The sequence below is a fragment of the Pseudacidovorax sp. NFM-22 genome (assembly GCF_021401245.1).
In the GTDB taxonomy this organism is placed as follows: domain Bacteria; phylum Pseudomonadota; class Gammaproteobacteria; order Burkholderiales; family Burkholderiaceae_C; genus Xenophilus.
Genome location: NZ_JACBFY010000003.1, coordinates 56,036 through 79,577 on the forward strand (window position 1 = coordinate 56,036; position 23,542 = coordinate 79,577).

The following is a 23,542-nucleotide window of genomic DNA, read 5'->3' on the forward strand; positions in this document are numbered from 1 at the left end:
GGATGGTCCGGCGCTGGTGCAGGTGAGGGCTCAGTCGTTGACGATGGTCCGGCCCTGGAGCCGGTGAGGGCGTGGCGGCGCTTCAAGTGGGGCGGTCGGCGCTGCGCGCCGACTTCCCTGCGGTGCTCGGACGGACGGGCCGCGGCAGAACTCGCTACGCGCTTCGCGCTGCGCTCAAACAACTGCCGCGAGTCAGTTCACGAAGCGGGCCTGTCCTTCGGCAGGCCCGCAGCCCGTCCGCCCTGCGCTCCTCGGCGCCCCACAGGCGCGCCGCCACGCCCTCACCGGCACCAGGGCCTGCGGGATGGTTGATCGGCCGGCATGAGCGCTGCGCCAACGCTCGAGACCTTTGCTTCGTCGGCGCGTTCAATCCAGCACGGGCCTCCCCCCAGTGCACCACCACCGTGTCCCGCGCGTCGGGGCCGGGGCCTGGGGGCCGCGGGCGATTTCTGAAAAAGTATGAGCCCGCGGCCCCCAGGCCCCGGCCCCGACGCGCGCACCCCGGACCGAAGTGCACCCTGCACCCCGGACCGAAGTGCACCGTGCGCCCCCGACCGAAGTGCCCGACGCACGCCAGACAGCCACTTCGCGCAAGACCCGCAACGCCCCGCTGCCTAAGCTGACCCCCATCCCACCCGGCGGGCGTCCGCAGCACCGCAGACGCCCGCACCAGAAGCAGCCCATGGCCATCATCGAGTCGACCATCTCCCCCGGCAGCGATGCCTTCGAAGCCAACCGCGCCGGCATGCTCGCGCTGATCGAGCGCGTGCGCACCTACCAGCAACGCAGCATCACCACCTCTGCCAAGTCCAGAGAGCGCTTTGAAAAGCGCGGCCAGTTGCTCCCACGCGAGCGCCTGGCCCTGCTGCTCGACCCCGGCACGCCCTTCCTCGAGATCGGTGCCCTCGCCGGCCTGGGCCTCGACAACCCCGACCTCGACCGCAGCGTCCCCGGTGGCGGCGTCATCGGCGGCATCGGCTGGGTCAGCGGCGTGCGGGTCATGGTCAATGCGTCCGACTCCGGCATCGACGCTGGCGCCCTGCAGCCCATGGGCATCCCCAAGCAGCTTCGCATGCAGGAGCTGGCGCTGGAGAACAAGCTGCCCTACATGCAGCTCGTGGAGTCGGCCGGCGCCAACCTCATGACCTACAAGGTCGAGGAATTCGTCACCGGCGGCAGCCTGTTCCGCAACATCGCGCGCATCTCCGCCGCCGGCCTGCCGGTGGTCACCGTCACGCATGGATCGTCCACCGCGGGCGGGGCCTACCAGACGGGCCTGTCGGACTACATCATCATGGTGCGCGGCCGCTCTCGGGCCTTCCTGGCCGGGCCGCCGCTGCTCAAGGCCGCCACCGGCGAGATCGCGACCGAGGAGGAACTGGGCGGCGCCCTCATGCACACCAGCATCTCGGGCCTCGGCGACTACCTGGCCGAGGACGACCGCGACGCCATCCGCCTGGCCCGCGAGATCCTGGCCAACATCGACTGGCAGCGCAGCATGCCGGCCGAGCCCCCGCGTCCCTTCAAGCCGCCACGCCACGACGCGGAGGAACTGCTGGGCATCATGCCCATGGACCACAAGCGGCCCGTGGACATGAAGCAGGTCATCGCCCGCATCGCCGACGACTCCGACTTCCTCGAATTCGGCGCCGGCTACGGCAGCGCCACCGTCGTCGGCCACATCAAGATCGAAGGCATGCCGCTGGGCATCGTCACCAACAACGGGCCCATCGACCCGGCCGGCGCGGCCAAGGCCACGCACTTCATCCAGGCCTGCTGCCAGTCGCGCACGCCCATCCTCTACCTCAACAACACGACCGGCTTCATGGTGGGCCGCGCCTACGAAGAGGCCGGCATCATCAAGCACGGCTCCAAGATGATCCAGGCCGTGACCAATGCGACGGTGCCGCAGATCACGATCTACTGCGGTGCCTCCTTCGGGGCCGGCAACTACGGCATGTGCGGCCGCGGCTTCCAGCCGCGCTTCTGCTTCAGCTGGCCCAACGCCAAGACGGCCGTGATGGGCGGCGAGCAGGCGGCGCAGACCATGGTCAACGTGACCGAGGCCGCCATGAAGCGCAAGGGCGGCGAGGTGGATCACGCGAAGCTGGCCGAGCTGGAGCGCCGCATCGTCGAGCGCTTCGACAGCCAGATGAGCGTGTTCACCACCAGCGCGCACCTGCTGGACGACGGCGTGATCGACCCGCGCGACACCCGCGCCGTGCTGGCCAACGTGCTGGCCATCTGCCGCGATGCCGAACTGCGCCAGCCGCAAGCCATGCAGTTCTCCGTGGCCCGGCCATGACCTCCCGCGACCGATCGAACACCCACGCCATGACCGCCGACACCCCCGCGCGCACGCCCTTCCGCAAGATCCTGATCGCCAACCGCGGCGAGATCGCGCTGCGCATCATCCGCACCGCCCGCGCCCTGGGCTACCGCACCGTGGCCGTCCATTCCACCGCCGATGCCGGCGCGCGCCATGTGCGCGAGGCCGACCAGGCGGTATGCATCGGCGAGCCGCTGCCCGCGCAGAGCTACCTGCGCATTCCGGCGCTCATCGAGGCCGCCCGCCGCAGCGGGGCGGATGCGGTGCACCCGGGCTACGGCTTCCTGGCCGAGAACGAGGACTTCGCCCAGGCCTGCCACGACGCCGGGCTGGTCTTCATCGGCCCCTCGGCCGAGGCGATCCGGGCCATGGGCAACAAGGCCGGCGCCAAGGTGCTGATGCAGGGCGCAGGCGTGCCGTGCATTCCGGGCTACCAGGGCGAGGACCAGAGCGAGGCGCGCCTGGCCGACGAGGCGGGGCGCATCGGCTTCCCGGTCATGATCAAGGCCACGGCCGGCGGCGGCGGCCGGGGCATGCGGCTGGTGAACAGCGCGGCCGAGTTTCCCGAGCTGCTGCGCAGCGCCCGCTCCGAGGCGCAGAGCGCCTTCGGCGACCCCGAGGTGATCCTGGAGCGCGCCATCGTGCGGCCGCGGCACATCGAGATCCAGGTCTTCGCCGACCGTCACGGCCACGCCATCCACCTGGGCGAGCGCGACTGCTCGGTGCAGCGCCGTCACCAGAAGCTGATCGAGGAGGCGCCATCGCCCGCCGTCGACGCCGACCTGCGGGCACGGATGGGCGCCACCGCGGTGGCCGCCGTCAAGGCCATCCGCTATGAAGGTGCGGGCACGCTCGAGTTCCTGCTCGACGCCGAGGGCCGCTACTACTTCATGGAGATGAACACGCGGCTGCAGGTGGAGCATCCGGTCACCGAGGCCATCACGGGCCTGGACCTGGTGGCGCTGCAGTTGTGTGTGGCCGCGGGTGAGCCGCTCGCCATCGCGCAGGAGGATGTGCGTTTCAGCGGCCATGCCATCGAGGTGCGCCTGTGCGCGGAGGACGCCGACCAGGGCTTCATGCCCCAGAGCGGCACCATGGCCCTGTGGCAGATGCCGCCCCAGCTGCGGGTGGAGCATGCGCTGCAGTCCGGCGCCGACATCCCGCCGTACTACGACTCCATGATCGCCAAGCTGATCGCCCTCGGCGACAGCCGCGAGGATGCGCGCCGCCTGCTGATGGCCGGCCTGGAGGACGCGGTGGCGCTGGGCGTGACCACCAACCAGGCCTTCCTGCACCGCTGCCTGGGCCACGAGGTCTTCGCTGCCGGTGGCGCGACCACCGCCTTCATCGCCGAGCACCAGGCCGCGCTGCTGGCGCCCGACGCGGCCCTGCGCGCGCGGGCCGCGGCCATCGCCGCCGTGCTGTTGTACGAGACCACCGCCGCACCGCCGGCGGCCGGCCAGCGGCGGCTGGCGCCCAGCCTGCCCATCGGCATGCGCCTGCAGGTGGGCGGGGAGGCCGTGGCCGCCAGTGTGGTGCTGACCGAGGGGCGTCACTTCGCGGTCGGCATCGGCGAGGCCACCTACCGCATTGCGCTGGACGGGCTGGCGCAGCACCGCGCCCGCTTCACCTGCGACGGCCTGCAGGAGAGCGCCGCCTTCCACCGCGATGGCGCGACGCTGCTGCTGCACTACGCCGGCCTGCCCATGCGCATCGAGGACCGCACGCGCGCCGCGGCGGCGCGCCAGGGCGAGGCGGGCGGAGACGGCAAGGTGCGCGCCTCCATGAACGGCCGTGTCGTGGCGGTGCTGGCCGCCATCGGCGACACGGTGCAGGCCGGCCAGCCGGTGCTCACGCTGGAGGCCATGAAGATGGAACACGTGCATGCCGCGCCCGTGGCGGGCCGGCTGGTCGCGCTGCATGTGAAGACCGGCGACCAGGTGGCGGCAAGCCGCGTGGTCGCCGAGATCGAGGCGGTGGCGCCGGCCGAGCCCGCGTGAAGGCACGCGCGCCTCCCTTTCCATTCCTTCCAGCGAGACGTCCATGACAGAGAACGCAGCGCCCGCCGCGGCGCCCGCCGTGCTGTGCGAGAAGCGGGGCCATGCCCTGTGGGTCATCCTCAACCGGCCCGACAAGCGCAACGCCATCAACAATGAGGTCGTCGCGGGCATCCGCGAGGGCTGGCGGCGCGCCCATGCCGACCCCGAGGTGCGCGTGATCGTGCTCACCGGGGCCGGCGACAAGGCCTTCTGCGCCGGGGGCGACCTGCAGCCGGGGGCCGGCTTCGCCTTCGACCTCTCGCGGCCCAACATCGACTATGCCGACCTGCTGCGCGAGGTGCAGAACGCCACGCTGCCGAGCATCGCGCGCATCAACGGCACCTGCATGGCCGGCGGCATCGGGCTGCTGTGCATGACCGACATGGCCGTCGCGGCGGAGGCCGTGCAGTTCGGCCTGCCCGAGGTCAAGATCGGCCTCTTTCCCATGCAGGTGCTGAGCCTGCTGCAGGACCTGGTGCCGCGCCGCGTGCTGCGCGAGTGGTGCCTGAGCGGCGAGCCCTTCGGCGCGGCCGAGGCCCACGCGGCCGGCCTGCTCAACCATGTGGTGCCCGCGGCCGAACTGGACGCGAAGACCCAGTGGCTGGTCGACCGCCTGGCCGACAAGTCGCCCACGGCGCTGCGCCGCGGCAAGTACGCCATGCGGGCCATGGCCGCCATGTCCTTCGACGAAGGCATCGCCTACACCGAGAGCCAGATCGCGCTGCTCGCCATGACCGAGGACGCGCGCGAGGGCCTGGCCGCCTTCAACGAGAAGCGCCGGCCGGTGTGGACGGGCCGCTGAGCCCGCGCCCCCGACCGCGGCCCCGGGTCGATACCGACCCGGACAGCGTGTAGACGCAAGAGGCCGAAGAACCCCTTTGCTAGCCTTTCTTCGCTGCCCGCCACGGGCGCGAAGGCCCCTGAAGACACCCATGATCGAGCCCGTCGTTTCCCTTGCACGCCATGGCGACATGGCCGTGCTGACCATCGCCAATCCGCCCGTCAATGCCCTCTCCACGGCGGTGGTGGCGGGCCTGGCCGAGGCCGTGCAGGCCTTCGAGGCCGACCGCAGTTTTGCCGGCCTGCTGGTGCACTGCACGGGCCGCACCTTCGTGGCGGGCGGCGACATCGGCAGCTTCGACGATCCGGCCTTCTCGGCCGCGCCCTACAACCGCACCCTGGCCCGCATCGAGGCCCAGGACCGTCCGGTGGTGGCCGCGCTGCACGGCACCGTGCTGGGCGGCGGGCTGGAGCTGGCGCTGGCCTGCCACGCCCGTGTCGCGGTGCCCGGCACGCAGTTCGGGCTGCCGGAGGTCAAGCTGGGCGTGCTGCCCGGTTCGCTGGGCACGCAGCGCCTGCCGCGCGCGGTGGGCGTCCGGCTGGCGCTGGACATGATCTCGACCGGACGCAGCCTGGACGCCGAGGCCGCGCGCGACGCCGGCATCGTCGACGCCGTGCGTGCGGGCGATCCGCTGGCCGTGGGGCTGGCCTACCTGGGCGAGCTGCAGGCCCGTGGCGAGGGCGTGCGGCGCCTGAGCGCGCAGCCCGTGCCCGACGAGGGCCTGCCGGCCGACTTCTTCGCGCAGGCACTGAAGGCCGCCGCGCAGCGCAAGCCTTGCCATCCCGCCGCACGCAGCATCGTGCTGGCGGTGCAGGCGGCGGCCACGCAGCCCTTTGCCGATGGCGAGGCGACCGAGGCGCGGCTGTTCGAGCAGCTGCGCGTGTCGCCCGAATCGCAGGCGCTGCGCCACCTGTTCTTCGCCGAGCGCCAGGCGGCGCGCATTCCGGGCCTGCCGCGCGAGACCGCGTTGCGGGCGGTGCGGCGCGTCGGCATCCTGGGCGCGGGCACCATGGGCGGCGGCATCGCGATGAACTTCGCCAACGTCGGGGTGCCCGTCACACTGGTCGAGGCCTCGGCCGAGGCCCTGGCGCGGGGCCTGGGCATCATCCGCCGCAACTACGAGGCCAGCGCCGCCAAGGGCCGCATGACGTCCGCGCAGGTGGACGAGCGCATGGCGCTGCTGCACGGCACGCTCGACGACACCGCGCTCGCCGACTGCGACCTGGTCATCGAAGCCGTGTTCGAGGACATGGCCCTCAAACGGCAGGTCTGCGCGAGGCTGGGGGCCGTGTGCCGGCCGGGCGCCATCATCGCCACCAACACCTCCACGCTGGACGTGGACGCACTGGCCGAGGCCACCGGCCGGCCGGCCGATGTCGTCGGCCTGCACTTCTTCAGCCCCGCCAACGTGATGCGCCTGCTGGAGGTGGTGCGCGGCGCCCGCACCGCGCCGGACGTGCTGGCCACGGCCATGCAGCTGGCACGCACCATCCGCAAGGTGGCGGTCGTCTCGGGCGTGTGCTACGGCTTCATCGGCAACCGCATGGCCGAGGTCTACATGCGCGAGGCGGAGTTCCTGTTGATGGAAGGCGCAAGCCCCTCGCAGGTCGACGGCGCGGTGGAGGCGCTCGGCATGGCGATGGGCCCATGCCGCATGCTCGACATGGCCGGCATCGACGTGGGGGCCCGCACCGTCATCGAGTACGGCAAGGCCGGTGGGTTGCCGCCGGACGACAGCTACCGCGCCATGGTGCGCCGGCTCTACGAACTGGGCCGCTTCGGCCAGAAGACCGGCGCAGGCTACTACCGTTACGAAGGCCGCACCCCGGTGGACGACCCCGAGGTCGCCCGCATCGCGGCCGAACTGGCCGCGGCCCATGGCATCGCGCGCCGCACGGACATCGGCGCGCAGGAGATCGTGGAGCGGCTGCTGTATCCGCTGATCAACGAGGGCGTGCGGATCCTGGAGGAGGGCATCGCCTACCGGCCGGGCGACATCGACATCGTGTGGACGGCGGGCTACGGCTTCCCCGACCACCTGGGCGGGCCGATGTGGTGGGCCGACGCGCTCGGCCTGGCGACGGTGGCCGACCGCCTGACCTTCTACGGCCGCACCCGCGGCGACCGCTTCGGCTACTGGCGCGTGGCGCCGCTGCTGTCGGAGCTCGTTCGCAGCGGCCGGCGCCTGTCCGACCGGCTGCCCGGCTGAGCGCCGCCCGACCGCCTCACGCATCCCCCACATCGGAGACACGCCATGGAAGACCTCACCCTCATCGACGGGCTGCGCCGTCAACTGGCCGATCAGCCGGACGCCATCGCCTACCGGCAGGGCGAGCGGCAGCTCAGCTACCGCGACGTCGAGGCCTTCACCAACCGCCTGGCCCACGCCCTGGCCGGCGCGGGCGTGGGGCGCGGCACGCGCGTGGCGGTGCTGACCAAGCAGCATGTCGAATGCATCCTGGTGACGCTGGCCGCCTGCAAGCTGGGGGCCGTGTGCATGCCGGTCAACTGGCGGCTGGCGGCCAAGGAGGTGGAGTACATCGTCAACAACGGCGAAGCGCCCTTCCTGATGGCCGATGCCGAGTTCCTGCCCCTGCTGGAGAAGGCCGAGCTGCCGGGCGTGCGCATCCGCGTGTGCACGGCCGAGGGCACGGCCTTGCCCTCGCTCGCCCAGTGGTGCGCCGGCCAGTCCGACCGCTTCGAGCCGGTGGCCGCAGACACGCATGACGCGGCGCTGCAGCTCTATTCCTCGGGCACCACGGGCCTGCCCAAGGGCATCGTGCTCACGCATGCGGGGTTGCTCTCCACCTCGCGGGCGGTGTCGCGCGAATGGAAGTTCGACCACCGGCATGTGCTGGGCAACCCACTGCCGGTCTTCCATGTGGCGGGCATGACGATGCTGCTGCTGACGCTCTACACGGGCGGCCAGACCTCGTCGTACCCGGAGTTCGATCCGCGCGCCTACCTGCGTGCCATCGGCGAGCATGGCATCACCCACACCTTCCTGGTGCCGGCCATGATCCTGTTCATGCTGCAGGTCCCCGAGGCGAAGACCTTCGACTTCAGCCGGCTGCAGCTCATCGCCTATGGGGGCTCGCCGGTGAGCGAGTCGGTGCTGCACCAGGCCTTCGAGGTGTTCGGCTGCGACTTCCTGCAGGTCTATGGCCTGACGGAGGTCTCCGGCCCGGCGACCTTCCTCTTTCCCGAGGACCACCGCGCCGGCGACGCCGAACTGCTGCGTTCGGCGGGCCGGCCCATCGGGGGCGGGCGCATCCGCATCGTCGATCCCATCGATCTCAAGGACCTGCCCGACGGGCAGGTGGGTGAGATCTGGATCGAGTCCGACCGCAACCTCAAGGAGTACTGGCGCAACCCCGAGGCCACGGCCGCCGCCTACCCGGAAGGCCGCAATGCCAACGGCGGCTGGTTCCGCTCGGGCGACGCGGGCTATGTGAAGGACGGCTACCTCTACATCAACGACCGCATCAAGGACATGATCGTCTCGGGCGGCGAGAACATCTATCCGGCCGAGGTGGAGAACGTGCTGATGCGCCACCCGGCCGTGGCCGACGGCGCCGTCATCGGCGTGCCCGATCCCACCTGGGGCGAATCGGTCAAGGCCTGCGTGGTGCTGCGCCCGGGTGCCACGGCCGACGCGCGGACCATCATCGACTTCATGCGCGAGAACCTCGCGCACTACAAGTGCCCGAAGACCGTCGACATCGTCGAGGCGCTGCCGCGCAACCCCAGCGGCAAGGTGCTCAAGCGCGTGCTGCGCGAGCCCTACTGGAAAGGCCAGACGCGCGCCGTGGGCTAGGTCCGTGTTCCCCCGGGCGCACGAAGAGGCGCCCGTTCCCATCCACAACGGAGACAAGCATGCTGAAGAAACTCGCCATGGCCGCCACCGCGGCTGCGGCCTGCTGGCTCGCGCCACAGGCTTGCGCGCAGGACAAGCCGATCAAGATCGCGCTCATTGCCAGCAAGACGGGGCCGTCCGAGGCCTATGCCCGAGACACCGAGCGCGGGCTGCGCCTGGGCCTCGAATACCTCACCCAGGGCTCGATGACGCTGCTCGGCCGCAAGATCGAGCTGATCGTCAAGGACGACCAGATGAAGCCCGAGCTGTCCAAGGCCATGCTCACCGAGGCGCTGGCGGACGACAAGGCCGACATCGCCATCGGCACCTCCTGGTCGGGCGGTGCGCTCTCGATGGCGCCGGTGGCCGAGGACTACGGCAAGCTGCTGATGGTCGAGCCGGCCATCGCCGACTCGCTCACGGGCTCGGCCTGGAACAAGTACCTTTTCCGCGCCAGCCGCAATTCCTTCCAGGACGCGCTGGCCAGTGCCGCGGCGCTCAAGGACGGCGACAACGTCGCCTTCCTGGCGCCCGACTATGTCTATGGCAAGGACGGCGTGAAGGCGGCCAAGGAGGCGCTGGCCGCCACCAAGAAGAAGGCGACCGTGGTGCACGAGGAGTACATCCCGCTGTCCACCACCGACTTCACCGCGCCCATGCAGCGCATCTTCGACCGCATGAAGGACGTGCAGGGCAAGAAGTACCTGGTGGTGATCTGGGGAGCGCCCAACCCGATCCGCAAGATCTCGGAGCTCAACCCGGGGCGCTACGGCATCGAGTTCCTGTCCATCGGCGGCGCCAACCTCGAGAACGCCAAGCCGTGGCGCGGCCTGGACATCACCGGCGGCACCTTCTACTACTACGACTTTCCCAAGAACCCGATGAACGACTGGCTGGTGGCGGAGCATCGCAAGCGCTACCAGACGCCGCCGGACCTGTTCACCGCGGGCGGCTTCGTCACGGCGGCGGCCATCGTGGCCGGGGTGAAGAAGGCCAACTCGGTCGACACGCCCAAGCTCATCGCCGCCATGGAAGGCATGGAGTTCGACACCCCCAAGGGCAAGATGACCTTCCGGAAGGAAGACCATCAGGCGCTGCAGTCGCAGTACCAGTTCCGCATGAAGAAGGCGCCCGCGAACGAGTGGGACCTGTTCGAGCTGGTGCGCGAGATCCCGGCGTCCGAGATGCCGCTGCCGATCACCGTCAAGCGCTGAGCGCATGCACGACGCAACGGCGCAGGCGCCGCGGCCTGCGGGTGCGGCGCCGGTCCTCGAAAGCCGGGGACTGGGCATCCGCTTCGGTGGCCATGCCGCCGTGGACGACGTGAGCGCGGCCTTCCATGCGGGAACGCTGACCGCCATCGTCGGGCCCAACGGGGCCGGCAAGACGACCTACTTCAACCTGCTGTCGGGCCAGTTGCCGGCCACGGCGGGCCGCGTGCTGCTGCATGGGGACGATGTCACGCGGCTCGACGCCGCGCGGCGCACGGCCCGCGGCATCGGCCGCGCCTTCCAGCTCACCCACCTGTTTCCGCGGCTGAGCGTGCTCGAGAACGTGCGGCTGGCGGTGCAGAGCCGCCACCGCGCCGGCTTCAACATGCTGGCCGTGTGGCGCAGCCGGGCCGACCTGGTGGAGCAGGCCCGCCAGCATGTGCAGCAGGTGGGCCTGGCCGCGCGCCTGGACGAGCAGGCGGCGCGGCTGTCGCACGGCGACAAGCGCAAGCTGGAGGTCGCCATCCTGATGGCGCTGGAGCCGCAGGTCGTCATGCTCGACGAGCCCACGGCCGGCATGAGCGTGGACGAGGTGCCGGTGATCCTGGACCTGATCGCCCGCCTGAAGGCGCAGGGCAACCGCACCATCCTCCTGGTGGAGCACAAGATGGACGTGATCCGTTCGCTGGCCGACCGCATCGTCGTGCTGCACAACGGCCGCCTGGTGGCCGACGGCATGCCCGCCGAGGTGATGGCCTCGGCCGTCGTGCAGGAGGCCTACCTGGGCGTGCGCCGTCAACGCGCGGCACGCAGGGAGTTTGCCCATGCATGAGGCCACCCCTGCAAAGGCGGGCGATGAGCCGCTGCTGTCGCTCACCGGCGTGCACACCCACATCGGCGAATACCACATCCTGCAGGGCGTGGACCTGCAGGTTCCGCGCGCCGGCCTGACCGTGCTGCTGGGGCGCAACGGCGCCGGCAAGAGCACCACGCTGCGCACGATCATGGGCCTGTGGCACGCCAGCCGCGGCACGCTGCGCTTCGACGGCGAGGACATCACCGCCGCCCGCACGCCGGACATCGCACGCCGCGGCATCGCCTTCGTGCCCGAGGACATGGGCGTGTTCGCCGGGCTCACGGTGCAGGAGAACCTGCGCCTGGCGGCCATCGGCGGGCGCTTCGACGAGGCGCGGCTGGACTGGATCTTCGGCCTGTTCCCGGCGCTCAAGCGCTTCTGGCTGCGGCCGGGCGGCACGCTGTCGGGCGGCCAGAAGCAGATGGTGGCCATTGCCCGCGCCATCATCGAGCCGCGCAAGCTGCTGCTGATCGACGAGCCCACCAAGGGTTTGGCGCCGGCCATCGTCGACAACCTGGCCGATGCCTTCGAGGCGCTGAAGGCCCGGGGCACCACCATCCTGCTGGTGGAGCAGAACTTCCATTTCGTGCGGGCGCTGGGCGACCATGTCGCGGTGATGGACGACGGCCGCATCGTGCACACCGGCACCATGGCCGCGCTGGACGCGGACGAGTCGCTGCAGGCCCGGCTGCTCGGCCTGCAAGCCGGCGCCGTCCATTGAGGAGACCGACGAATGTCCGCCACCGACTCCACCCTGGCCGGCCCGCCGCAGGCTGCTGCCATGCCCGCCACGCCCGCGGCGCTGGAGGCACTGCCGGGCCGGCGCCGCGATCTGGTGCCCGTCCTGGCCATCCTGGCCTTCATCGCCGTCGCGCTGCCGGTGACGGGCAGCCTGCCCACCTGGGTCACGCTGACCGTGGCGGCCCTGGCCATGGGCATGATGCTGTTCATCATGGCCAGCGGGCTCACGCTGGTCTTCGGCCTCATGGACGTGATGAACCTGGGTCATGCGGCCTTCGTGGCCGTCGGCGCCTACACGGCGACGCTGATGGTCGGGCCCTTGCAGGCCCTGCTGCAGTCGGCCTCGATATGGGCCGGCATGGCGGCCATCCTGGCCGTCGTCGCGGTCGCCATGGCCGTGACGGCCTTGCTGGGCTGGGTGTACGAGCGGCTGTTCGTGAAGCCGGTCTATGGCGACCATCTCAAGCAGATCCTCATCACCATCGGCGCCATGATCGTCATGGAGCAGCTGGTGCTGGTGGTGTTCGGCGCCAACCAGATGCTGCTGCCGCTGCCCGAGGCCCTGCGCGGCTCGATCCTGCTGGGCGACGACGTGGCCATCGAGCGCTACCGGCTGGTGGCCGTCGGCGTGGGGCTGGCCGTCTTCGTGGGGCTGACGCTGGTGCTCGGACGCACGCGCATCGGCCTGCTGATCCGGGCGGGCGTGGAGAACCGTGCCATGGTCGAGGCCCTGGGTTACCGGGTGCGCACCGTCTTCGTCGGCGTGTTCGTGGCCGGCTCGGCGCTGGCGGGCCTGGGCGGCGTGATGTGGGGCTTCTACCGCGAGCAGTTCACCGTCGCCATCGGCGCCGAGGTGCTGGTGCAGATGCTCATCATCGTCATCATCGGCGGGCTGGGCTCGGTGGCCGGCTGCTTCGCCGGTGCCATGCTGGTGGCGCTGACCACCAACTACGTGAGCTTTCTGCTGCCCGACCTGGCGCTGGTGTCCAACATCCTCGTGATGATGGCCGTGCTGCTCTGGCGGCCGCAGGGGCTGTACCCGGTCCACAAGCCGTAGGAAGGCGCGCGCGATGCTCACACGACTTCTTTCAGGCGACCTGCCGCGCAGCCGGGCGCTGACCGTGCTGCTGCTCCTGGTGCTCTTCTACCTGGCCACGGCGCCCTTCCTCTTCTCGGGTGCCCGGCCGTTGAACGTGGCGGCCACCATCTGCGTGTTCATCGTGCTGGTGGCGTCCTTCGACCTGCTGCTGGGCTACTGCGGCGTGGTGTCCTTCGCGCATGCCATGTTCTATGGCATCGGCGCTTATGGCGTGGCCATTGCCATGCACACGCTGGGGCCCACGTGGACGGCCATGGGCGTCGGGGCGCTGGCGGCGATCGGGCTGTCGGTGCTGCTGTCCTTCCTGATCGCGCTGATCTCGCTGCGGGTCAAGGCCATCTTCTACACCATGATGACGCTGGCCTTCGGGGCCGCCTTCGGTGCCCTGGTGATGCGCCTGAGCGGCATCACCGGCGGCGACGATGGCCGCACCTTCCGCTTGCCGCAGGCCCTGACGCCGGCCTTCCGCCTGGTCGAGGACGAGGTGCTGGGCACGGCCATCAACGGCCGCCTGCTGACCTACTACCTGGTCTTCGGCGTGTCGCTGCTGCTCTTCCTGCTCATGCTGCGGGTGGTCAACTCGCGCTTCGGCCGGGTGCTGGAAGCCATCCGCGAGAACGAGTTCCGGGCCGAGGCCATCGGCTATCGCACGCTGCACTACCGCATCGCGGTCAATTGCCTGGCCGCCGCGCTGGCCGCCTGCGCCGGCATCCTGATGGCGCTGTGGCTGCGCTACGTGGGGCCACAGACCACGGTGGGCTTCAACGTGATGCTCAACATCCTGCTGATGGCCGTCATCGGCGGCCTGGGCACCATCTACGGTGCGGTCATCGGCGTGACGCTGTACATCGTGGCCGAGAACTACCTGCAGAGCCTGATGGCGGGGCTGAGCGGCTCCCTGGCCGCCGCGCCGCTGCTGGCCAAGCTGTTCCACCCGGACCGCTGGATGCTCTGGTTCGGGCTGGTCTTCGTGCTGTCGGTGTACTTCTTCCCCAGCGGTGTCGTGGGCCGGCTGCGCATGGCGGTGGGCCGGCGCTGAGGGCGCATCCCGGGCGCTGCGTCGAGGCGCTCAGTCCAGTCCGGGCGCCCGCATGCGGGGCAGGGTGCGCTCGCCGGACTTCTGCAGATGGCGGCGCATGCGCCTTTCCGCCTTGTCGGCATCGCCCTGCAGGATGGCCTCGGTGATGCCGCGGTATTCGGCCACCATGGCGCGCACGTCGGCGGGCGTGAGCAGGTGGTGGAACTGGGCGCGGAAGAGATGGGCCCGGGCCTGCGGCAGCACGCGGTCGAGTTCGGGGCTGGCCGCGATGTCGAACAGGACCTTGTAGTAGTGGGCGCGTGCGTCGAGCACGTGGTCCAGCGCCTCGGGCGTCTCGGCCCGCACCAGCTTGTGGGCGGCCGCCTCGAAGCGCCTGGCGTTGTCGCCCAGGCGGATGCGTTGGGCCGCCAGCCGCGCGGCCAGGCCCGAAAGCACCTCCAGCACGCCCAGCAGGCTGGCCGCGTCTTCGTGCGTGAGCGAGCGGATGACGGCGCCCCGGTGCGGTGTGAGCTCGACCACGCCGCTGGCGGCCAGGACGCGCAGCGCTTCGCGCACCGTGCTGCGGCCCACGCCCAGGTCGCGCATCAGGTCGGTCTCGACCAGGCGCTGGCCCACCACGAAGCGGCGATTGAGGATGCCCTTGCCGATGGCGTCGGCCACGCGGTCGGGCGTGCTGCGCGGATGGGCTGGGGTCATGGGGGCGGGTGTCTTGCGCTCGGCGGGGCGGCGTGCGGCGGCGGGCTTGTTGTCGTTCATGGGTGGGGATGTCGGCCTGCGCCATTGTCGGGCGATGAGGCCCGATCGGGACTCCGTGCCGGCACGCAGCGAGAGGCCTCCAGCAGGTGGACGCAAGACGGAAAGACCCTCCCGTCCTACGCTGCGGACCCGCGCCGATCGGCGTGGCGGCGCACTTCGATGCGCGTCGCCCGCGCGACGGCGGCCGGTGCAAGTACCTAATATCGTCAGACGAAATCCTCCTACCATTTGGCCGAATCACCATGTGGGCCACGGTTGCCCGCTGCCTGCCCCATCTCTCGAAAGGCCTTTCGTGTTTGCGTTCTCTCCCCAAGTCCAGGATCTGCAGCAGCGCCTGCTCGCCTTCATGGACGAGCACATCCATCCCAACGAGGACCGCTACTACAAGGAGGCCGAGGCGCTGGGCCCGTGGAAGGTCGCGCCGGTCCTGGAGGAACTCAAGCCGAAGGCGCGCGAGGCGGGGCTGTGGAACCTGTTCCTGCCGGACTCCGGGCATGGCGCCGGCCTGAGCAACTTCGACTACGCGCCGCTGTGCGAGATCATGGGCCGCTCGCACCTGGCGCCGGAGGTGTTCAACTGCTCGGCGCCCGACACCGGCAACATGGAGGTGCTGGCCCGCTACGGCACGCCCGAGCAGCAGGCGCGCTGGCTCACGCCGCTGCTGGCCGGCGAAATCCGCTCCTGCTTCGCCATGACGGAGCCTGCGGTCGCTTCCAGCGACGCGACCAACATCGCGTCGAGCATCGTGCGCGACGGCGACCACTACGTCATCAACGGCCACAAGTGGTACACGACCAATGCCACCGATCCGCGCTGCCGCATCTGCATCTTCATGGGCAAGTCCGACCCGGACAACGCCGACCGCCACCGGCAGCAGTCCATGATCCTCGTGCCCATGGACACGCCCGGCGTGAAGGTGGTGCGGCCCATCGCGGTGTTCGGCTTCTACGGCGTGCCCGACCGTGCGTCGGAGGTGATCTTCGAGAACGTGCGGGTGCCGGCAGCCAACATGCTGCTGGGCGAGGGCCGCGGCTTCGAGATCGCGCAGGGGCGGCTGGGGCCCGGCCGCATCCACCACTGCATGCGGCTGGTGGGCCTGGCCGAGCGCATGCTCGAGCGCATGTGCCGGCGCAGCCTCTCGCGCGTGGCCTTCGGCAAGCCCATTGCGCAGCAGGGCGTGACGCTGGAGCGCATCGCCCAGGCCCGCATCCTGATCGAGCAGGCGCGGCTGCTCACGCTCAACGCGGCGCACCGCATGGACACGCTGGGCAACAAGGGGGCCAAGGCGGACATCGCCATGATCAAGGTGGCGGCACCGCAGATGGCCTGCCAGGTGATCGACTGGGTGATCCAGGCCCATGGCGGTGGCGGTACCAACAACGACCTCGGCATCGCCTCGGCCTATGCCACGGCGCGGCTGCTGCGCCTGGCCGACGGGCCCGACGAGGTGCATTGCGCCCAGATCGGCAAGCTCGAACTGGCCAAGTACCGATAGGCGCCGCGCCGCGGCCCTGCCTACAGACCGCCAAGGAGATATCGATGCACAGTGCGACCGATCCCGCGCGGGGACCAGCGGACCCGGCGGCCGTGGCCGGGCCGGCCGAGCCGCTGATGTGGCTCAACGCCGACCGGGTGCTGTACGTGGGCCTGCTGGGCGCGCCCTCGGTGCGCACCTTCGGCGCCTACTCGCTGTACCTGTCGCTCGCCCGTCCGCATCGCATCTGCGTGGAGGGCGGCCGCTGGGAGGAGACCTTGCTGTCGGTGGTGCCGCCCTACGTCCCGCACCGCATCGTCTCGGTGGACCGGATGATATGCAATGTGCTCGTCGAGGCCGACACGGTGCGGGCGGCCGATCTGTGCGGCGTGCTTCGTGCCGGGCGGGGGGCCATCCACGACCCGCAGGCCGTGCAGTCGCTGCGCGAGGCGCTGCTGCGCTTCCGGCTCGGCAGTACACGGCAGTACGCCAGCACCGCCGACTTCGACCGTGCCTTCTTCGGTGCGGCCCTGCCTGCGCGGCCCCTGGACCGCCGCATCGCCCAGGTGCTGGCACGCATCAAGGACGACCCCAACCGCCATTTCCCGGCCGAGGACTGCGCGGCCAGCTGCCATCTGTCGGTGTCGCGCTTCCTGCATCTGTTCCGCGCCGAGGTGGACGCGCCGTTCCGCAGCTTCCGCACCTGGCAGCGCGCACGCAGCCTGCTCTATTTCGTCACCCGGAACTCGAACCTGGCCGCCATCGCGCTGGATGTCGGCTATCCGGATTCGACCCATTTCAGCCACTCGATCCGGCAGATCTACGGACTCACGCCCAAGTCGATCTTTGCCGGCTGTAGACGGCTGGCGCTCTACGGCAGCGGTGCCGCCGCCCTGCCGCGTTTCGCCTTCCATTGACGCTGCCTCTTCGCTGGCAGCCTTCCTTCCATGCAGATCGATCTCGATTTCACCGGCCGCCATGTCGTGGTGTTCGGCGGCACCACCGGCATCAACCTGGGCATCGCCGATGCCTTCGCGCGCCAGGGCGCCCGTCTCACCGTGGCAAGCCGCAAGCCGGAGAACGTCGATGCGGCGGTCGTCGCGCTGCGCCAGCACGGCGGCGAGGTCCAGGGTGTCAGCGCCGACGTGCGCGACTTCGACGCCGTAGGCACAGCCTTCGCGCGGTCGGCCGAGGCCTTCGGTCCCATCGACGTGCTGGTCTCCGGCGCAGCCGGCAACTTCCTGTGCGCGGCGAAGGACATGTCGGCCAACGGCTTCAAGGTGGTGGTGGACATCGACCTGCTCGGCACCTTCCATGTGCTGCGCCAGGCGCATGCGCACCTGCGCCGGCCGGGCGCCTCGGTGATCAACATCACGGCGCCGCAGTCCTTCGTGCCCATGCGCTACCAGGCCCATGCCAGCGCCGCCAAGGCGGGTGTAGATCAGCTCACGCGGGCACTTGCGCTCGAATGGGGTGGGGAGGGCATCCGGCTCAACGGCATCTCGCCCGGGCCCATCGATGGCACCGAAGGCTTTCGCAAGCTGATGGCGCCGACGCCGGAGGACCGCGAGTTCGCGCGCAGGCAGGTGCCGCTGCAACGCTTCGGCGGGCTGGACGACATCGCCAACCTGGCCTTGTTCCTGGGCTCGCCCTATGCGGGCTACATCTCGGGCGCCGTGATCCCGTGCGACGGTGGGGGTGCGCTGGAGAGCGTCAAGCCGGCACTCGAGGCGGCGGGGGCGGCGCTCTGAGCTTGGGCTGCCGCGGGCCCGGTGCCCCGCCGTTAGCGCGCCGAGCGGCGGCGGGGCGCCCGCCCGCGCTGCCTGCATGGCGGGGCCACCCTGGCTAAAGTCGGCGGGGTCGGGGCGAGCGCGCCCCCTGCCAAGGAGTCGTCGATGAAGGTTCAAGGTGAGTGCTATTGCGGGGCCATCGCCTATGAGGCCGAGGTGGGGCCCGGCACGATCACGGTCTGCCACTGCGCGGATTGCCAGATGCAATCAGGTTCTGCCTTTCGCGCCAACATGCCGGCGCCCGCGGCGGGCTTCCGGCTGCTGCGCGGGACGCCCCGCACCTACGTCAAGACTGCGGCCAGCGGCAACCGGCGCCTGCTCGCTTTCTGCGAGGTGTGCGGCAGCTCGCTGTATGCCTGTGCCACCGAGGATCCCCAGGTCTATTCATTGCGCATCGGCACGATCAAGCAGCGCCACGCGCTGGGTGTGCCGCAGCGCGAGATCTGGACGCAGCGGCGACTGGACTGGGTCGGCCTGCCGGACGGCGTGGCCTCCTTCGAAGGGCAGCCCTGAGGCATCGCGCCGCGCGCAGGGCCGGATTCCAGGGCAAGGGGCCCATATGGGCGGCTCGAACGGCTTTCATCGGTGCATCGAGCCAGTGTCGATGTGCATCAGAATGTTGCCGACATGCGAGTTTCAGCAAAAAGTTTGCAGCGGGGCCCTGGAGGCATCGTCCGGCGTCGGATTCGGCACGATACGGCTTCTCCGTCCGACGCCCGCAGCTCGGCGCGATGCTGAAGATTTTTCCGCACCCCTCTGCGTCCGCCGCGCCTTCCGGGGGGCAGCGCCGTGTCTATTGGCTCGTGAGGATGAACCGGCGCAACCGCAGCATCTTTTATGTGCTGCTGTTCCTCACCGTCGCCTCGCACCTGTGGGTGGTGGGTTCGAGCTTCACGGCGTGGCTGCTGCTGGCGCTTCAATTCCTGCTGTATCCCCAGCTTGCGTATGGGGTGGCGCTGCGGTCGGCAGATCAGCGCAAGGCCGAGCATCGCAACCAGTTGCTGGATGGCTTCTGGGCGGGTTGCTGGATGGCCGGCCTGGGCTTCCCGTTGTGGATTTCCTTCGCCATGTTTGCAGGCGCCTGCCTTCACATGGTGGTCTTCTATGGGCTGCGCGGGCTGCCGATGGTGATCGGCGCCATGGGGCTCGGCGCCGGCCTGGTGATCGCCAGCGGGAACTGGGGCGGCGTGCATTTCGAGACCGACCTGCGCACCATCCTGTTGGCGATGCTGTCGCTCACGCTGTTCTTCGTGACCTATGCGCTCGACGGCTATCGCCGGGCGATGCACCAGCACCGCAGCGAAATGAAGCTCCGCGCGCAGGTCGAGGAGATCAGGACGCTGCAGGCCAGGCTCTATGAACAGACGATGTCCGATCCGCTCACGGGCCTGCTCAACCGCCGACATCTGGAAAAGGCATTGCCGTCCGCCATCGAGTCGGCCCAGATCGAGGGGCGCGAACTGGCCCTGCTGATGGTGGACATCGACCACTTCAAGAACATCAACGACCAGCATGGCCACGACGTGGGCGACGAGGTGCTCAAGTCGCTGGCATCGATCATGAAGGCCGCCGCGCGCAGCGACGAATTGGTCTACCGGTACGGCGGCGAGGAATTCGTCATCGTGCTGCCCGATTGCCCCGCCGATCTGGCCGCCCGGCGCGCCGAGCAACTGCGGCGTCGATTCATGGAGTGCCCCGTCGGTTTTGGGGAGGCGTCGATCAGGGCTACGCTGTCCTGCGGAATTTCCTTGTACCCGGAACATGGTGCCGTTGGGCGCGAACTGCTTCGTTCGGCGGACGCGGCGCTCTATCGGGCCAAGGCCAACGGCCGCAACCGCAGCGAGCTATTTGCCTCGACCCCGGGCCAATTCGATCGGCAACCGCTCGACGAGGCGGCGGGCGCTGCCGGGGATCGTCCTGCATGAAGTCGTCGGCACCCCCAGCAGGCAAGCAGTTCATGTTCGAGGCGGTCCTCGAGGACTGGGCGGAAGGCATGGACTACTGCGCTGTTGCTGTGCCGGCCGAGATCACCGAGGCGCTGGGTACCAAAGGGCCGGTGCTGGTCATGGCGCGTCTCAATGACTCCGAGCCTTTTCAGGTGAGTCTGTTTCCCGTGGGTGGAGGGCGGCACTACATCCGGATCAAGGCCCGGATCCGCAAGCAGACATCCACCCGCACGGGTGACCGCGTTCGCCTGAGGATCACTGTCCTGGACCGCAGCAGGGTGGAGATTCCGGACGATCTGCGGGCTGCATTGGCGGCGGAAGGCGCCCAGGCGGCCTTCGATGCCCTGCCGCCGGGCAAGCGGAACTTCATCGTCCGCCGCATTGACGAGGCCGCAAAGGCAGAGACGCGTGCCAGGAGAGTTCAGGAGGGCGTGCTGGCCGCACACGAGAGAAACGACCAGGAAGGTTCCCGCTGACCTGCCAAATGGCTGAGCCTGGCTGTTCATCTTCGATTCGGCTACGTATCAAAATGTTCGCAGTCGAAGTGGATGCTCCAGGAGAAGCAGGTGGCGAGACGCAAGAGCACGGGTGCTGCGGAAGACTTGATGGAGGTGGTGGCCTTGCTGCCCTGGTGGGCGGGCGTGGGGCTCGCTGTGGTGAGCTTCGCGTTGTTGCATGGGTGGGCCTCTGAGCCACTGCCACAAGGCACCACGACGAAGGACGTCGCCAATGTCGTGACGGCGGGGTTCCTTCACGCGGCAGCCTATGTCGGTCAGTGGGTGGTCCCATTGATTTGTCTTGCCGGTGCTGCGGCTTCCGCCATCAAGCGTCGGCAGCGGAGCAACTTGCTCAAGACGGTGCAGGAGGCCAGGAGTGCCAGCGCGCTGGACGACATGACCTGGAAGCAGTTCGAGCTGCTGGTGGGCGAAGGCTTCAGGCAGCAGGGCTACAGCGTGGAAGAGACCGGAGGCGGGGGCGCAGACGGTGGGATTGACCTGGTGCTGCGCAAAGGCCGGGAAACATTCCTCGTCCAGTGCAAGCAGTGGAGGGCCACACGGGTCGGCGTCGCCGTGGCTCGCGAGGTCTATGGCGTCATGGCAGCCAAAGGCGCAGACGGCGCGTTCATCGTGACCTCCGGCCGCTTCACCGATGACGCCGTCGCCTTCGTCGAAGGTCGGAACATCAAACTCGTGACCGGAGAGGAACTGCGGCGTTTGATCCGGGCAGGCAGACGTTCAGCAGTCCCCGAGGCGTCATCCATGCCATCCAGGGCAGCGACGACGCCTGCGTGCCCGGCCTGCGGCAGCGCCATGGTCAAGCGGGTGGCCCGGCGAGGAAGCGCCGCCGGCCAGCCGTTCTGGGGCTGCTCGACCTACCCCGCCTGCAGAGGCACGAAAGTCCTTTGAGACGCCAACTCAGCGCGGGTCCCGGGGGGGCGCAAAAAAGAAAAACCCGTTGACGAATCAACGGGTTTGGAAGTGTTGGTGGAGAGGAGGAGGATCGAACTCCCGACCTCCGCATTGCGAACGCGGCGCTCTCCCAGCTGAGCTACCCCCCCAACGCAATCGCGCGATTATATGCGCAGCGTTGCGGCTCACATCAAGAGGTGCTCGCCCGCGTTGTCGCCGCCGAGGATCACGTAGTTGACCTTGCGGATGTCCATCAGCTGCTTGCCGCCCGCGTAGCTCACGGCGCTCTGCAGGTCTTCCTGCATTTCGCGCAGGGTGCCTTCCCAGGTGCCGCGCACCGGCTCGAGGATGCGCTTGCCTTCGACGTGCTTGTACTCGCCCTTGTTGAAGTCCGAGGCCGAGCCGAAGTACTCCTTGTAGCGCTTGCCATCCACCTCGACGGTCTCGCCCGGGCTTTCTTCCAGGCCGGCCAGCAGCGAGCCGATCATCACCATGGTGGCGCCGAAGCGGATGCTCTTGGCGATGTCGCCGTGCTCACGGATGCCGCCATCGGCAATGATGGGCTTGGTGGCCACGCGGGCGCACCACTTGAGCGCCGACAGCTGCCAGCCGCCCGTGCCGAAGCCGGTCTTGAGCTTGGTGATGCAGACCTTGCCGGGGCCGATGCCCACCTTGGTGGCGTCGGCGCCCCAGTTTTCCAGGTCGATCACGGCCTCGGGCGTGCCGACGTTCCCGGCGATCACGAAGGTCTGCGGCAGCTTCTGCTTGAGGTAGCCGATCATGCGCTGCACGCTGTCGGCATGGCCGTGGGCGATGTCGATGGTCACGTAGTCGGGCACCAGGCCTTCGGCGGCCATGGCGTCCACGGTGCGGTAGTCCGCGTCCTTGACGCCCAGCGAGATCGAGGCGAACGCACCCTGCGACTTCATCCGGCGCGTGAAGGCCAGGTTGTCGAGGTCGAAGCGGTGCATCACGTAGAAGTAGCCGTTCTGTGCGAGCCACAGGCAGCGTGCCTCGTCGATGACCGTCTTCATGTTGGCAGGCACCACCGGCAGCTTGAATCGGCGGCTGCCGAGTTGCACGGTGGTGTCGCATTCCGCGCGGCTCTCCACGCGGCATTTGCGCGGCAAGAGCAGAACGTTGTCGTAATCGAAGATCTGCATGGCAGTCCAGGCTCCGGGAATCGTGGTTGAACGAAAAGGATGAGCGCTTGGCCTGGCCGGTCCTCCTGTGCCGCCGTTGCAGGAAAAGCAGGGCACAAAAAAACCGGGCGCAAGAAACTTGGGCCCGGTGATTGAGTGTAGGCGCGCCCCGCGAAGGGCGGCCTATGGGTTTGCGTATAGCCTCTATAGACGCAAGGTTGTGAGGCTTTCGCCGAGGCGGGAGCTCAGAAGCGGTAGCCGATGCCCACGCCCACGAGCCACGGGTCGATCTTGACCTTGGAGACGGTCTGCCAGCCCAGACGGACGTCGGAGTCGATCTTCACCTTCTTCACGTCGAAGTTCAGGAACCACTGCGGCGCGATCTTGATGTCCACGCCGGCACCCAGCGCCAGGCCGACGCTGCTCTTGTCGAGCGACAGGTTGCCCACGGTCGGCACGGCCAGATTCACCGAGCTGATGCGGGTGTAGTTGAGGCCCACGCCCGCGTAGGGGCGGAAGGTGCCCTCGGGCAGGAAGTGGTACTGCAGCATCAGCGTGGGCGGCAGGTGCTTGAAGCTGCCGATGTCCACCGGGCCGCCCAGTGCGCTCTGCTGGACGGTCACGCGCTGCTTCTGCGGCACGGTGAGCACCAGCTCGGCGGCGATGTTGGGCGTGAAGAAGTAAGTCACGTCCAGCTCGGGGATGGTCTTGTCGTTGACGTGGATGGCGTCGGCCGGCACGAGCAGCGAGGGGATGGCGCTGGACTTGTTGGCCGGGTCGAGCCGCACGGCGCGTGCACGCACGAGCCAGTTGCCCTCGGGCGTCGAGGTGCTCTGGGCAAAGGCGCCGCCGCTCAGCAGCGCGGCAAGGAGGAGGGTGGTGCCCCGGAGGGCGAACAGTCTGGACATACGCTGTGCTCTGGTTGTGAATGCCAGGTCAGTGTCTGCAAGGGACCCGGGGCCGGTGTTGACGCGGCGCAAGTCCGCGGGGCCGCGCGAAGGCCGCTGCCGGTTG

Annotated in this window: 20 protein-coding genes and 1 tRNA gene; 17 read left to right on the top strand and 4 right to left on the bottom strand. The window is 69.4% G+C overall.

Annotated features, from left to right (window positions below):
* Positions 1 to 682: 682 nt before the first annotated feature.
* From L0984_RS11185 to L0984_RS11230, 10 genes are all read left to right on the top strand, one after another.
* Complete coding sequence (locus L0984_RS11185) at positions 683 to 2,305, top strand: acyl-CoA carboxylase subunit beta (protein ID WP_234193803.1); 1,623 nt, start codon at positions 683 to 685, stop codon at positions 2,303 to 2,305.
* Between the two features lie 29 nt (positions 2,306 to 2,334).
* Positions 2,335 to 4,329, top strand: coding sequence for an acetyl/propionyl/methylcrotonyl-CoA carboxylase subunit alpha (locus L0984_RS11190; RefSeq protein WP_234193804.1), 1,995 nt, complete (start codon positions 2,335 to 2,337; stop codon positions 4,327 to 4,329).
* A 43-nt stretch (positions 4,330 to 4,372) separates the two neighbouring features.
* Positions 4,373 to 5,170, top strand: a complete 798-nt coding sequence (locus tag L0984_RS11195) for an enoyl-CoA hydratase/isomerase family protein (protein WP_234193805.1) — start codon at positions 4,373 to 4,375, stop codon at positions 5,168 to 5,170.
* Between the two features lie 130 nt (positions 5,171 to 5,300).
* Positions 5,301 to 7,418 (top strand): 3-hydroxyacyl-CoA dehydrogenase NAD-binding domain-containing protein, encoded by a 2,118-nt coding sequence (locus L0984_RS11200; protein ID WP_234193806.1) that lies wholly within the window; start codon positions 5,301 to 5,303, stop codon positions 7,416 to 7,418.
* A 45-nt stretch (positions 7,419 to 7,463) separates the two neighbouring features.
* Positions 7,464 to 9,026 (top strand): long-chain-fatty-acid--CoA ligase, encoded by a 1,563-nt coding sequence (locus L0984_RS11205; RefSeq protein WP_234193807.1) that lies wholly within the window; start codon positions 7,464 to 7,466, stop codon positions 9,024 to 9,026.
* A gap of 62 nt (positions 9,027 to 9,088) precedes the next feature.
* Complete coding sequence (locus tag L0984_RS11210) at positions 9,089 to 10,279, top strand: substrate-binding domain-containing protein (protein ID WP_370645985.1); 1,191 nt, start codon at positions 9,089 to 9,091, stop codon at positions 10,277 to 10,279.
* A gap of 4 nt (positions 10,280 to 10,283) precedes the next feature.
* Positions 10,284 to 11,108, top strand: a complete 825-nt coding sequence (locus tag L0984_RS11215; RefSeq protein ID WP_234193809.1) for an ABC transporter ATP-binding protein — start codon at positions 10,284 to 10,286, stop codon at positions 11,106 to 11,108.
* Entirely contained in the window at positions 11,101 to 11,853 is a 753-nt protein-coding gene (locus L0984_RS11220; RefSeq protein WP_234193810.1) for an ABC transporter ATP-binding protein, read from the top strand. The genes L0984_RS11215 and L0984_RS11220 overlap by 8 nt, the downstream gene beginning before the upstream one ends.
* A 60-nt stretch (positions 11,854 to 11,913) precedes the next feature.
* Positions 11,914 to 12,930, top strand: a complete 1,017-nt coding sequence (locus L0984_RS11225) for a branched-chain amino acid ABC transporter permease (RefSeq protein WP_234194387.1) — start codon at positions 11,914 to 11,916, stop codon at positions 12,928 to 12,930.
* Between the two features lie 13 nt (positions 12,931 to 12,943).
* The gene (locus L0984_RS11230) at positions 12,944 to 14,011 is read left to right on the top strand and encodes a branched-chain amino acid ABC transporter permease (protein ID WP_234193811.1); all 1,068 of its coding nucleotides are present in this window, start codon (positions 12,944 to 12,946) and stop codon (positions 14,009 to 14,011) included.
* A gap of 30 nt (positions 14,012 to 14,041) precedes the next feature.
* Here L0984_RS11230 and L0984_RS11235 read toward each other — a convergent pair whose 3' ends face one another.
* On the bottom strand, positions 14,042 to 14,767 hold the full coding sequence (locus L0984_RS11235; RefSeq protein ID WP_234193812.1) for a GntR family transcriptional regulator: 726 nt from the start codon (positions 14,765 to 14,767) through the stop codon (positions 14,042 to 14,044).
* Positions 14,768 to 15,059: 292 nt separating this feature from the next.
* Here L0984_RS11235 and L0984_RS11240 point away from each other — a divergent pair, with 292 nt between their 5' ends.
* The 7 genes from L0984_RS11240 (at position 15,060) to L0984_RS11270 (ending at position 21,383) form a co-directional block, all read left to right on the top strand.
* Positions 15,060 to 16,262 (top strand): acyl-CoA dehydrogenase family protein, encoded by a 1,203-nt coding sequence (locus tag L0984_RS11240; protein WP_370645943.1) that lies wholly within the window; start codon positions 15,060 to 15,062, stop codon positions 16,260 to 16,262.
* Between the two features lie 44 nt (positions 16,263 to 16,306).
* On the top strand, positions 16,307 to 17,158 hold the full coding sequence (locus L0984_RS11245; RefSeq protein WP_234193813.1) for a helix-turn-helix transcriptional regulator: 852 nt from the start codon (positions 16,307 to 16,309) through the stop codon (positions 17,156 to 17,158).
* A gap of 30 nt (positions 17,159 to 17,188) precedes the next feature.
* Positions 17,189 to 17,992 carry an SDR family oxidoreductase gene (locus L0984_RS11250; RefSeq protein ID WP_234193814.1) on the top strand — a complete coding sequence of 268 codons (804 nt, stop codon included), beginning with the start codon at positions 17,189 to 17,191 and terminating at the stop codon, positions 17,990 to 17,992.
* Positions 17,993 to 18,136: 144 nt separating this feature from the next.
* Positions 18,137 to 18,544: a GFA family protein gene (locus tag L0984_RS11255; protein ID WP_234193815.1), complete on the top strand. Its 408-nt coding sequence runs from the start codon at positions 18,137 to 18,139 to the stop codon at positions 18,542 to 18,544.
* Positions 18,545 to 18,840: 296 nt separating this feature from the next.
* Positions 18,841 to 19,956, top strand: coding sequence for a sensor domain-containing diguanylate cyclase (locus L0984_RS11260; protein WP_234193816.1), 1,116 nt, complete (start codon positions 18,841 to 18,843; stop codon positions 19,954 to 19,956).
* Complete coding sequence (locus tag L0984_RS11265) at positions 19,953 to 20,453, top strand: YdeI/OmpD-associated family protein (protein WP_234193817.1); 501 nt, start codon at positions 19,953 to 19,955, stop codon at positions 20,451 to 20,453. The genes L0984_RS11260 and L0984_RS11265 overlap by 4 nt, the downstream gene beginning before the upstream one ends.
* A gap of 90 nt (positions 20,454 to 20,543) precedes the next feature.
* Entirely contained in the window at positions 20,544 to 21,383 is an 840-nt protein-coding gene (locus L0984_RS11270) for a restriction endonuclease (RefSeq protein WP_441338951.1), read from the top strand.
* Between the two features lie 76 nt (positions 21,384 to 21,459).
* Here the strand turns inward: L0984_RS11270 and L0984_RS11275 are convergent.
* The 3 genes from L0984_RS11275 to L0984_RS11285 all read right to left on the bottom strand — a co-directional run bounded on the left by L0984_RS11275 (position 21,460) and on the right by L0984_RS11285 (position 23,436).
* Positions 21,460 to 21,535 (bottom strand) — tRNA-Ala (locus L0984_RS11275).
* A 36-nt stretch (positions 21,536 to 21,571) separates the two neighbouring features.
* Positions 21,572 to 22,549, bottom strand: a complete 978-nt coding sequence (locus tag L0984_RS11280; protein ID WP_234193819.1) for a GMP reductase — start codon at positions 22,547 to 22,549, stop codon at positions 21,572 to 21,574.
* A gap of 224 nt (positions 22,550 to 22,773) precedes the next feature.
* Positions 22,774 to 23,436: an OmpW/AlkL family protein gene (locus L0984_RS11285; RefSeq protein WP_234193820.1), complete on the bottom strand. Its 663-nt coding sequence runs from the start codon at positions 23,434 to 23,436 to the stop codon at positions 22,774 to 22,776.
* Positions 23,437 to 23,542 lie beyond the last annotated feature (106 nt).